This is a genomic window from Nostoc sp. NZL, from assembly GCF_015714705.1.
GTDB lineage: Bacteria > Cyanobacteriota > Cyanobacteriia > Cyanobacteriales > Nostocaceae > Nostoc > Nostoc foliaceum_A.
Genome location: NZ_WBKL01000174.1, coordinates 1 through 8,779, shown reverse-complemented (window position 1 = coordinate 8,779; position 8,779 = coordinate 1). Strand labels below are relative to the sequence as shown.

The following is an 8,779-nucleotide window of genomic DNA, read 5'->3' as shown; positions in this document are numbered from 1 at the left end:
TTAGCTCAATTAGCTGCTCTTTTTTAACTTCAGCTTAGTTATCTTTATTTTCTTGACGCAGACCACTTGCTGTATAGTGGCTTTCAAACTATAATATTTTCAAGGTTCGGTTCCCTGAATGCGTCGCGTTTTCGCTCTCCGCTTCAGGCACTTATTCAATATAGCGAACCCAACTCTTTGTGTCAACTATTTTTTCCAATATTATTTTGGACGGCTTTTCTGTCCCCTGAAACTCCCCATAGTGACGGGTTCTAGGCAACAATGGTTTATGCACTGTGCCAACTCAGGAAGGGGGAAGCGTGAATTTTCAGTCGGTTATAGCTTTATTGCATCAGTTCTGGGGCGATCGCGGTTGTCTGATTGCCCAGCCCTACGATATTGAGAAGGGGGCAGGTACTAAGAATCCCCAGACATTTTTAAGAGCATTGGGGCCGGAACCGTGGGCTGTTGCATATGTTGAACCGTGTCGTCGCCCAACGGATGGACGGTACGGCGAAAACCCTAACCGCTTTCAACACTATTATCAGTACCAAGTTCTGATTAAGCCGTCGCCGGATAATATCCAGGAAATATATCTTGATTCATTAAGGGTTTTAGGTATTCGTCCTGAAGACCACGATATTCGGTTTGTAGAGGATAACTGGGAAGATGCGACCGTAGGAGCTTGGGGTACTGGGTGGGAAGTATGGTTAGATGGGATGGAAATTACTCAATTTACCTACTTTCAACAGTGTGGGGGAATCGATTGCCGGCCTGTGTCGATTGAGATTACATACGGGTTAGAGCGATTGGTGATGTACCTCCAGGAAGTTGAGGCAATTACTAAGATTCATTGGACGGACAACATTACTTATGGTGATGTTTACCTCCAGGCAGAGATTGAGCAGTGTACCTACAACTTTGAAGCGTCAAATCCTGAGTTGCTACTGACACTATTTAATTTGTATGAGCAGGAAGCTACCCAATTGACGGAGCGAGGATTGGTCTTGCCTAGCTTAGATTATGTCATGAAGTGTTCGCACACGTTTAATCTACTGGATGCTAGAGGTGTGATTTCAGTGACAGAGAGAACTCGCTATATTGCCAGGATTCGGCATTTAGCGAGAAAAGTAGCTTATTTATATGTTGAGCAAAGGGAGAAGCTGGGCTTTCCGTTGCTCAAAGATACTGTAAGTTCAACAGAAAGCCCGACATCCTAAAGGGTACAGCTACACGAACTCTCGTCCGTTAGGAACAATTGCATATTTGGTCAGCGTAGCACTTTGTGTTCTGTTTCTCCACGCAGCGCTGGGGTTTCAGCTAAGTATTTCCTTATGATGTGGCTATAGCTAAAAGTCAGAAATACCGTTAAATCTTGAGTCTAGAACATTAAGGCTATGAGAAAAAGGCCCGCCTATGCGGGCTCTGTTTGTATCAACTTGATGGACTATACTTCTCCACAAGCATCAAAAATTTTCGGTGTTGCTGATTAAAGAGATGAAAAGCTCACGCAGAGGCAGTCCAAACGCAGATAATAAGAGTTTGGAATATTTGATTTTTCAATTTCATAGCCAAATTCAGCAACGGCGCTTTTTCTCTATTGCTGCCCTAGCTATTCTTGAGTTAGCTGCAAATTCGGGTTGTCAGGTGCTTTTACAAAAAATTTTATGATTCAAAGCAGTGGTGTAATTATTTGTCTTGGCTACATTTTTGGGTTACTGTTTACAGCAGTTCCTTGGGGTGGCGTGTGGATTTTGGCTTTGGGGATAGTGGGAGCAATTATTTTTAGAAGACGCACCACTTCACGCCAACTAGCTCAAAAGCCAGAAAATGCTGGAAGCAAAAATAAAGCAGTGCTTAATATCTGGCAAACTACTCCTCATGCTCGAATATGGCTAGCTGCTGGCTTAGTGGGATTATTGGCAACTTTATATTTTCAATGGCGAGTGCCGCAACCAGGGGCAAAAGATATTAGTCAGTTCGTCCCGCCTGGAAATAGCAGTAATCAAGAACAACTAGTAATTATTCGTGGCGTAGTGGCGAGTAATCCCCGCTTAACTCGCAGTCAGCGTGGACAATTTTGGCTGGAAGCAACTCAGCTAGATGAAGTCAAAAATGATAAAGGTTCAGCAGGTGTCCCAAAAGGGGTTACAGGCAAATTGTATGTGACAGTGCCTATACTTCAGGCGACTGGCTTATACCCTAGTCAACAAATTGCGGTGACTGGAATTTTGTACAAACCAAAGGCGGCTTCCAATCCGGGAGGTTTCGACTTTCAGAAGTTTCTCAAGCAAGAAGGAACATTTGCTGGTTTGATGGGGCGACAAATAAATGTTTTAGAGCAAGAACGGAAATGGGGATGGTGGCAAATTCGGGAGCGAATTGTGCGATCGCAAGTTCGTTGGTTGGGTATCCCAGAAGGGCCTCTTGTCAGTGCAATGGTGTTGGGAAGCAAAGCAGTTGATTTACCCTACGATATCCGCGACTTATTTGTACAAGCAGGATTAGCTCATGCTTTAGCAGCTTCTGGGTTTCAAACTTCCTTGATTTTGAGTGTGATATTACAGTTAACAAGGCGGACAAAAAAAGGAACGCAATTTACCCTTGGCTTTTTGGCTCTAATCATTTTTCTGAGTTTAACAGGTTTTCAGCCTGCGGTTCTCAGAGCCGTAATTATGGGTTTTGCGGCATTAGTTGGGTTGCTATTAAAAAGAAAAGTAAAACAGTTCGGCTCATTACTATTAGCAGCGACTTTATTATTGGTGTTTAATCCTTTATGGATTTGGGATCTAGGCTTTCAATTGAGTTTTTTAGCAACACTAGGATTAATAGTAACAGTACCCGCATTAGTCAATCGCCTAGCATGGTTACCACCTGCGATCGCTGCTTTGATTGCTGTTCCACTAGCTGCCACTATTTGGACTTTACCTGTGCAACTTTCTGTATTTGGGGTTGTACCATCTTATAGTTTGTTGCTGAATGTGATTAGTACTCCATTAATTTCGATCATTAGTATAGGTGGAATCATTAGTGCCTTAGTAGGTTTAATTTGGACTCAGGCAGGAAGCTTTTTAGCTGCGGTATTGCATTACCCGACTGATTGGCTAATTAAATTAGTGGAATTTTTTAGCAAATTGCCAGGAAACTCTGTTGCTGTAGGCAGCATATCTACTTGGCAGCTTCTGACAATTTATTTACTGATTATACTAGTTTGGCTAGTCCCTTGGTGGCAGCGGCGGTGGTGGTTTGCTAATGTAATTGCGATTGCTTTAGTATTCATTCCCCTGTGGCATTCTACAAATACATTATTTAGGATAACGGTATTAGAATCTGGTACGGAACCAATTATAGTTGTTCAAAATAGAGGGACAGTAACTGTAATTAATAGTGGCGATGAAGGGACAGGACGTTTCACAATTCTCCCGTTTTTGCAACAGCAGGGTGTAAATCAAATTAATTGGGCGATCGCAACTGATTTTCAAGGTAATGACAGTAATGCTTGGCTGGAATTACTGCAACATTTACCAATAAAAAATTTTTATGAATATTCCCCCCAACCAGAAAATGCTATTGCGAGTCAGGCAATTCAACAAGAATTACAAAAATCTCAGGGTTCTTACCAACCGCTGGCAGTTGGTCAAGCGGTGAAAACGGATTCAATAGTGGCACAATTAATCAATGATCAATTACCCATCTTACAATTGCAAATTTTAGATCAGAATTGGTTATTAGTAGGTAATATTAAGTCTAAAGAGGTACAGCAACTAGTTAAAAGTGGAAGTTTACCTCGTCCACAAGTTCTATGGTGTGCGCCTCAGTCACTAAAAGATTTAGTTATTGCTCTACAACCACAAGTGGCGATCGCTTCTTCTGCCAACTTTGACACAAAAGCTTTATCTGAATTGAATCAAAGCCAAACCAAACTATTTTTTACAGGACGAGATGGGGCTATTCAATGGACGCCTAATGGTCAGTTTGAAGCGTTTATTGAAGCTACAGAAAATAAGTCTTCTGTCTTATAAAAAACTCACAAGTAGGTAAATTTAAAGCACGATTTTTTAAAAAAGACTAACTAAAGATAGATGTATAGTCATTCGGAAGTAAGTATCCTTTTTAATAAATTGCAAACTACTATACAATCATAGTTAGCAAGGATACTTGTTCGTAAATTTAGTTGTCCAGCACAAGTTACAAATAATCATTTTAAGCTGCAATTTTGATATTTTGTAGTAAGCAATTATTAGTATAAAATTTGTGTTTTCCAATGGATAAACAGCATTTTTAGATATGAAAAGCATTGACGTGAGTTATTCAAAAAACGTGTACTTGTTGAGTTAATGTTTGTATTGTTATACCTACCCACAAGAAGATATATTAAAAAATATGGAAATGGGAAGTTTAATTGAATTTACATTGTTTGCTCCTCGTAACAAAGGAGCAGCTTTAATTGGATCTTTTTCTGAGTGGAAAGAAATCCCAATGAGAAAAAGTGAAGATGGTTATTTCCGTACTCAAGTAAAACTGGAAGATGGAGTTTATCAATATAAATTTCGTATTCAAAGCAAAAGCCCGAATTTTGCACTTGATGAATGGGTAGACGTTATTGATCCTAAAGCAACTGATGTTAATGAAACAGAAAAATTTAGCATAGTGCGGATTAAAGATGGGCAACGCATTATTGATACTTATGTTTGGCAACATGACGAAAAACCTTTGCCTGAAAATCGTGAATTAGTCATATATGAAATGCATGTTGCAGATTTTACTGGTGATGAGTTTGGACTTGACAAACGAGGCAAATATTTAGGAGTAATTGCCAAGTTAGATTATCTAGTTGAATTGGGAATTAATGCAATTGAATTAATGCCAGTTAATGAGTACCCTGGTAACTATAACTGGGGCTATAAAGTGCGCCACTTTTTTGCTACAGAATCTAGTTACGGTTCAACAGAAGATTTAAAGCGATTAATAGATGAATGTCATGGTAGAGGCATTCGCGTTTTTATGGATGGAATTTATAATCATACAGATGAAGAATGCCCGTTAATGCTGATCGACCGGCATTACTGGTATTACGAACACATGCATTATCCTGAAGATCCAGATAATTACTGGGGGCCAGAGTTTAACTATGATAATTATGATGAAAAGTTAAATCTTAAGCCTGCATGGAAATATGTCGGGGATGTAGTGCAATTTTGGATTCAGGAGTATCACATTGATGGAATTCGCTTTGATGCAGTGCGTCAGTTAGCTAACTTTGAATTTTTAGGCTGGCTGGCGAAGCAAGGGAAAAACCATGCTGCACCCAAGCAGTTTTACAATATCGCTGAACATATTCCCGATACAAAAACTGTAGTCAGACCAGATGGGCCATTAGATGCTTGTTGGCATGAGAGTTTTCGGTACTTTATAGTTCCATATATTTGTGGAGAAACATTTGAATTAGAACAACTAAAGCAAATTTTAGATCCCAGACGGCAGGGTTATGCAACTGCTACCAATGTGATAAATTATTTGGCAACCCACGATCGCGAACGTTTATTGCGAGAATTAGGCGATCGCGGTATCTTTGACGAAGACGCTTTTAAGCGAACGAAGTTAGCAGCCATTCTCTTAATGACAGCACTGGGTATACCAATGCTATGGATGGGAGAAGAGTTTGGTGAATACCAGCAAAAAAGCGAAGATGTAACTAAGCCACAGAAAATTAATTGGTCTTTGTTGTCAGGCGACCAGAATCATAATTTATTTGAGTACTATCAAAAAATCATTGCTCTACGCAAGCAGAATCTAGCTTTGCAAAGTGATAATATCGACTTTTTCTACGAAAATGCCGATGATAAAGTATTAGCTTACACTCGCTGGGATGAGCAGAATTCTCGTGTGGTTGTCGTGGCAAATTTTTCCGACCAGAATTTAAATAAATATATAATTTCAGGCTTCCCATCCGCTGAATACTGGCAAGATTGGCTCACGAATTCAAAGGTAGAAGTTGGAGAAGATGGTTTAGTCACTGAGTTGCCAAGCTATACAGCCAAGATATTTATTGAGCAGTTGTAGTCTGTGAAGAAATGATTGATAGTTAGGGATTGTTTATTATTTGTGCTTGAACTCAAACTACAAACCTATAATTATTTTTCTTTTCTCAAAATAACAGAAGCCAGGTTAATTGCAAATAATGCGTTCGCTCTCCTCCACTGCTGTGTTAGTTCTCAAATAATCTTGCACCAGGGCGCAACCATAAGCCAGTGCATCTAAGTTGAGAATTCGCGGCAAATTCCACAGAATCAATGTGTTGTCATCACCTCCTGAGACAAGGATTGTCCCGTCGCGGCTGATAGCAATTTCCCTAATGGCTGCGGTATGTCCCCTCAGAGTCGTTAATTCTGTACCATCTATTTTCCAAAGTTTGACGGTAGAATCCACGCTACCAGAAGCAACTATTTTTCCGTCGGGACTAAATGCAACTCCCCAAATTGCAGCTGTATGACCTTTAAAAGTTTTCAGCAGCTTGCCTTCAAGTGTCCATAACTTAACAGTATTGTCACCACTTCCAGTAGCCACCATTTTAGTGTCTTGGCTAAAGGCTAATCTCCAGACTGTCGCCGAATGTCCTACTAGGGTTTTGAACAACTTGCCATCAAGCGTCCACAATTTAGCGGTACTATCGCCACTGACTGAACCAATTAGCCGACCGTCTGGACTAAATACGACGTGCCACACTTCCGCCTGATGTCCTTTGAGAATCTGCGGTGCAGTCTGAAACTCCTGCGGGGTCGCTACGCTAACGCGGCGCCATATCTGAGCAATTTTGTCAACATTTGCCATTGCGATCACTTGTCCATCAGGACTCAATACTGCTGCTAAGAGTTTACCGAGAGGATCTTTGTAAGTAGCGACCAAAGTACCGTCTCGCTTTTTGAGCTTTATCGAATCATCGTAAGTGCGAAGGGCAATTAACTTGCCATCTTCACTAAATGAAACCTCGAAGATTGCGCCCCCAGATTCAGTAAAAGTTTTGAGCAATTTACCTTGGCGACTCCAAAGTTTAGCAGTATTTTCGTGGCTAGCTGTGGCGATCGCCAAACTGTCGGCGGTGATAGCTATTGACCAAATTCCAGCTTGATGGGCAATGATAGACTTTTGGAATGGGTTTTGACTTTGCCAAAGTCTAACAACGTTTTCTGCACCCGCCGAAGCAATAAAGCTGCCATCTTTGCTAAAAGTCACTCCCCAAACAGACGCGCTGTGTCCTTTCAGTGTCCTCAGTTCTGTACCATCAATGTTCCAAAGTTTAATTGTTTTGTCGAGGCTGGCGGTGGCAATAGTCTGACCATCGGGACTAAAGGCGACTCCCCAAATCCCGGCGCTGTGTCCTTTAAGAGTTTTATTAAGGCGGTAGCTTCCACCTGGGCTGTTTTGCTGCCAAAGTTTGACAGTTGCATCTTCACTCGCTGAAGCAATGGTTTGGCCGTCAGGGCTGAAAGTTACTCCTACAACCCAACCGTTATGGCCTTTGAGAGGTTGTAAAGGCTTGGCGTTTTGCCAGCCAGAACCATCCCGTTTCCAGAGTTTTACTGTCTTGTCTAAATTTGCAGCCGCAACTATTTGACCATCAGGACTCCATGTAACTCCCCAAAATCCTACTGTGTCACCTTGTTGAAATGTTTTGAGCAAGGTGCCGTTTCGCTTCCAGAGTTTAACACTTCTATCGAAACTGGCAGAGGCAAGAAACTGACCATCGGGACTCCATGCAACTCCCCAGACAGAAGCAGTATGGCCTTTGAAAGTGTTTAACAAAGTGCCATCTAGTTTCCAGAGTTTAATAGTGCCATCTTCGCTCGCCGAGGCGAGTAGCTGGCCATCAGAGCTAAAATCGATTGCTCTAACTGCTGCCTGATGACCTTTGAGAGTTGCAACTTCTGTACCATCACGTCGCCAAAGCTTGATTGTTTTATCTATACTTGCTGAGGCAATCAGAGAACTGTCAGGGCTGATATCTAATGCTAAAACAGCTGCTGTATGACCCGAAAAACGATTGTACTCGTCTGCTCCATAAACTGCTTGGCGTAATACATTGTCTACTTGACGCTGAATATTTGTATTTGGTTTACCTAGTTTTTGCAGTTTATGTTTGGCTTTAATAGCTTCTATGAGCGCATCCAATCGGCGATTTGAGGCAAATAATCCTTCAGAAGAGGATACAAGCGCTCGAATTTCACTTTTTCTGGCTTGACTTTCACTTTTGAGAGCTTTGCGGTACAAGATGAAACTTCCTATCCCCAAACAGCAAGAGACGAGCAACCCAATAAATACTGCAACTAACAGAAATCTTTGCAGTTTAGCAGTTTTTTTCTCTTGTTCTAATCGTGCTTCTACCTCTTTGGCCCGGGCTGCCTCCAATGCCGTTTGCACTTCACGTCGTTCGCATTCAATACTTGCAGCTAAAAATTTATAATCCAAATCGCTCAGACTTTTGCCCTGTGCCCAATTTTGAGTATCTTTTAGAGCCTGTCCTCGCAAAAGGCGCGATTCATCTTTAAAGGAAGAAGCTACCCAAGAATTGAATGTTTGCGAGTAAGGGCGGAGATTGTCTAAGTGCTTGACTACCCATTCAGCATTGAAAACATTCCGATAGATGGGATTTTTAATTTTGAGATAGCCCTTGTGTTTCTCGACTAAACCAGATAACAACAGTTCTGCCTGTTCTTGACTATCATCGATCGGGACAAGAAGATCAGAAAATGAAGTATAAACTGTATCTTTTTTCTGTCCCCTGCCCCCTGCCCCCTGCTCC

4 protein-coding genes are annotated in these 8,779 nt (G+C 41.4%); 3 read left to right on the top strand and 1 reads right to left on the bottom strand.

Annotation, left to right across the window (positions count from 1 at the left end; all coding sequences use genetic code 11):
- Positions 1 to 299: 299 nt before the first annotated feature.
- From glyQ to F8R90_RS26475, 3 genes are all read left to right on the top strand, one after another.
- Entirely contained in the window at positions 300 to 1,199 is a 900-nt protein-coding gene (gene glyQ, locus F8R90_RS26485) for a glycine--tRNA ligase subunit alpha (protein WP_196513153.1), read from the top strand.
- 447 nt (positions 1,200 to 1,646) lie between these two features.
- Positions 1,647 to 4,001, top strand: coding sequence for a ComEC/Rec2 family competence protein (locus F8R90_RS26480; protein WP_196513152.1), 2,355 nt, complete (start codon positions 1,647 to 1,649; stop codon positions 3,999 to 4,001).
- Between the two features lie 367 nt (positions 4,002 to 4,368).
- Positions 4,369 to 6,042, top strand: coding sequence for an alpha-amylase family glycosyl hydrolase (locus F8R90_RS26475; RefSeq protein ID WP_196513151.1), 1,674 nt, complete (start codon positions 4,369 to 4,371; stop codon positions 6,040 to 6,042).
- 105 nt (positions 6,043 to 6,147) lie between these two features.
- Here the strand turns inward: F8R90_RS26475 and F8R90_RS26470 are convergent.
- Positions 6,148 to 8,779: WD40 repeat domain-containing protein (locus tag F8R90_RS26470; RefSeq protein ID WP_196513150.1), on the bottom strand; the 2,632-nt coding region annotated here is incomplete at its 5' end.

Coding starts and splice junctions, on each gene's coding strand:
- F8R90_RS26480 (WP_196513152.1), top strand. CDS start 1,647: ATGATTCAAAGCAGTGGTGTAATTATTTGTCTTGGCTACATTTTTGGG.
- F8R90_RS26475 (WP_196513151.1), top strand. CDS start 4,369: ATGGGAAGTTTAATTGAATTTACATTGTTTGCTCCTCGTAACAAAGGA.